Source organism: Streptococcus gordonii (genome assembly GCF_001553855.1).
Lineage (GTDB): Bacteria > Bacillota > Bacilli > Lactobacillales > Streptococcaceae > Streptococcus > Streptococcus gordonii.
This window is the reverse complement of sequence record NZ_LQWV01000012.1, coordinates 513937-514144: the sequence shown is the minus strand read 5'-3', so window position 1 is coordinate 514144 and position 208 is coordinate 513937. Positions and strand designations below refer to the sequence as shown.

At 41.3% G+C, this 208-nt stretch carries 1 pseudogene; it reads right to left on the bottom strand.

Annotation, left to right across the window (positions count from 1 at the left end):
- A pseudogene (locus AWH02_RS11165) lies at positions 1 to 208 on the bottom strand (hypothetical protein); the annotation flags it as partial.

The following is a 208-nucleotide window of genomic DNA, read 5'->3' as shown; positions in this document are numbered from 1 at the left end:
TGTTACAGCTTTGCCGTCTTGATCAAAGTAATACCATTCATTGTTAGCGCCTTCTGCAAATTTGTTGACGGCCATCTCACCTGAATTGGCATCAAAGTAACGAATGCTCTTGTCTGCTAGCGTCACTACCTGACCTTTGACTTGCTTGCCATCTTGATCAAAGTAGAGAACTTGATTGTTAATTGTCTTAAGACCTGTTACAGCTTTG